This window comes from Nocardioides sp. CPCC 206348 (assembly GCF_048654705.1).
Classification (GTDB): Bacteria; Actinomycetota; Actinomycetes; order Propionibacteriales; family Nocardioidaceae; genus Nocardioides.
Window position 1 is genome coordinate 8,545 of the sequence record NZ_JBMCZA010000210.1, and the last position, 2,314, is coordinate 10,858.

Here is a 2,314-nt window from a genome sequence, read left to right on the forward strand (position 1 = left end):
GACGAGGTTCTCGGTGAAGATCGCCGAGTTGACCTGCTTGGGCTGCTCGAGGTTGCTCGGGATGAAGACGACCGTCTTGATCCCGGCCCGGGCGCCGGCTGCGGCGACCGCGTTGGCCAGGTTGCCCGTCGAGGGGCAGGCGAAGACCTTGGCGTCGAGCTCGCGGGCCGCGCTCAGGGCACAGGCCACGACGCGGTCCTTGAAGGAGTTCGTCGGATTGGTGGAGTCGTCCTTCACCCACAGGTTCGTGATGCCGAGCTCGCGGCCGAGGTTGTCGGCCTTCAGCAGGCGCGTGTAGCCCGGCTCGGTGTTGGGGCTGGACTCGATGTCGGTCGGGACCGGCAGCAGCGCCTTGTAGCGCCAGATGTTGGCCGGGCCGGCCTCGATCTCCTCGCGGGTGATGGCCGGGAAGTCGTAGGCGATCTCCAGCGGGCCGAAGCACTCCGGACACGCATAGAACGGGCCCAGGTCGACCTGGTGGCCGCACTCGCGACAGGCCAGGTTGGTGGCGTGCCCGAAGGCGCCGTCGCGAAGTCCGGGCTTGCTCGTCGGCTCGCTGGCTTCAGCTGCCTCGGTCAGAACACTCATGGGAAATCCTCCTTCTCATCTGCCCGCGCGACTCTCGCGACGGTCGGATTTGGCACCGTTTCCGCGACGTCCGCATCAGCTTTCGCTGGCACGTCCGGGAGTTCGCGGCGGTTGCCGGGACTTCTCAGGGCCGTTCCCTCAGTCCCTCTGGATGAGCAGGTACAGCGTAGGGGGGAGGCGAGGGCGCAGCCGAATCGAGATTCCAACTGATGAGACGGAGATCCACGATGTGAGATCAGCGACGTGCGCGGGCGTCCCGGGCGAACGTCTGGAGCAGGTCGAGTACGCCGGCGGGCCCGTGCACCACGACGTCCGACATGCCGATCAGGGCACTCTCCTCGTGCGACGCGGAGCAGACGCGCAGCGCCGCCATCCCCTGCTTCTCGAGGTCGTCGAGCGCCTCGAACGCCTCGACGTCGCCGAGGTCGTCACCTGCGAACAGGAAGCCCTCGGCGTCCAGGACGGCCGACAGCCGCTGGACGACCATGCCCTTGTGGGAGCCCGCCGAGCGGACCTCGATCACCGAGCGACCCGGTTCGAGGACCAGTCCGTGCACCCGGGCCAGCTCGCGCAGCGGCGGGAGCAGTCGGTCGAAGGCGGCATCGGCGTCGGGCAGGCGCCGCGTGTGCACTGCCACCGCGAGCCCCTTGTCCTCGACGAAGGCGTCGGCAGCGCCCGCCGTTCGCAGCGCGCGGGGCAGGTCCCTCTCGAAGGTCGCCAGTCCCCGGGGCGGACGCGCACCCAGGATCCGGCGACGGCCAGAGCTCCAGCGCTCGTTGCCGTACTGGCCGAACACGAAGAGCTCCTTGCCCGCGGCCTGCAGGATGTCGCCGACCTCCTCGAGCCCGCCGAGGTCGAGGGCCTGGCGCGCAGGGCGCCCGGTGATGACCGCTATGGCCGCGACCTCCTCGGCCAGCTCGACCAGGACGTCGGGTGCGTCCGGGTGGATGTGGGCCTGCGCCGGGTCGTCCACGATCGGGGACAGGGTGCCGTCGAAGTCGAGTCCGACGACGGTGCGCGAAGCGACACGAAGCAGGGCTTCGTACCGCTGTTCACCCTCGATCGAATGGAACCTCACGACTCCATCCCACCACGCGCACGGTCAGCGCCGGTGTCGGGTGAGTGAAATCTCAACCGAAACGGCGAAAAGAAGCGGCCAGCCGGCAGCACGGCGGCGGCGCCCTGCTCGGCCCGTTGACTCAGAGGTCGCCGGTCAGGATCAGCGTCAGGTTGGTCGCGCTCATGTCGGCGTCGGTGTCGGCCGGCTTGATCCGGGCCACGCCCAGGTCGAGGGCGAGCAGCTGTGCGGCCGCCTTCTTGCCCTTCGGGTAGTAGACCGTCGTCGCGGGCACCGTGCCGTACCAGTTGTCAGCGGCGACGACCGTCCAGCCGGCGTCCTTCACCTTCTCGGACACCCGCGCGGCGAGGCCCTTGATCGAGGTGTTGTTGAAGACGACGATCGAGTGGTCGGCGCGAACCACCGGCTTGGGCTTCGGCTTCTCCTGGACCGTCGGGGTCGGCGTCGGCGAAGCGTCCTTGGACGTCGCGGTGTCGGTCGGCGTCGCGGCCGCCTTGGTGGCCGAGATGTCACGCTCGGCGGGCTCGCCGCCGCGGGTGGCGACGAACGCGATCGCCGCGAGGGCGACGGCAAGGATGCTGAGCAGCACCACCGGGGACGGGAGGACGGCGCCGCGCTGGGTCCGGTGCGAGGCCATCGTCCGGCAGC

Annotated in this window: 3 protein-coding genes and 1 riboswitch; all 3 genes read right to left on the reverse strand. The window is 69.7% G+C overall.

Annotation, left to right across the window (positions count from 1 at the left end; all coding sequences use genetic code 11):
• Nucleotides 1–588: threonine synthase (locus tag ACOADB_RS20925; protein WP_378603013.1), on the reverse strand; the 588-nt coding region annotated here is incomplete at its 3' end.
• 12 nt (nucleotides 589–600) lie between these two features.
• Nucleotides 601–746, reverse strand: a riboswitch (SAM riboswitch).
• Nucleotides 747–823: 77 nt separating this feature from the next.
• Nucleotides 824–1,666: a trehalose-phosphatase gene (gene otsB, locus ACOADB_RS20930; protein WP_378603016.1), complete on the reverse strand. Its 843-nt coding sequence runs from the start codon at nucleotides 1,664–1,666 to the stop codon at nucleotides 824–826.
• Nucleotides 1,667–1,787: 121 nt separating this feature from the next.
• Nucleotides 1,788–2,314: LytR C-terminal domain-containing protein (locus tag ACOADB_RS20935; RefSeq protein WP_378603019.1), on the reverse strand; the 527-nt coding region annotated here is incomplete at its 5' end.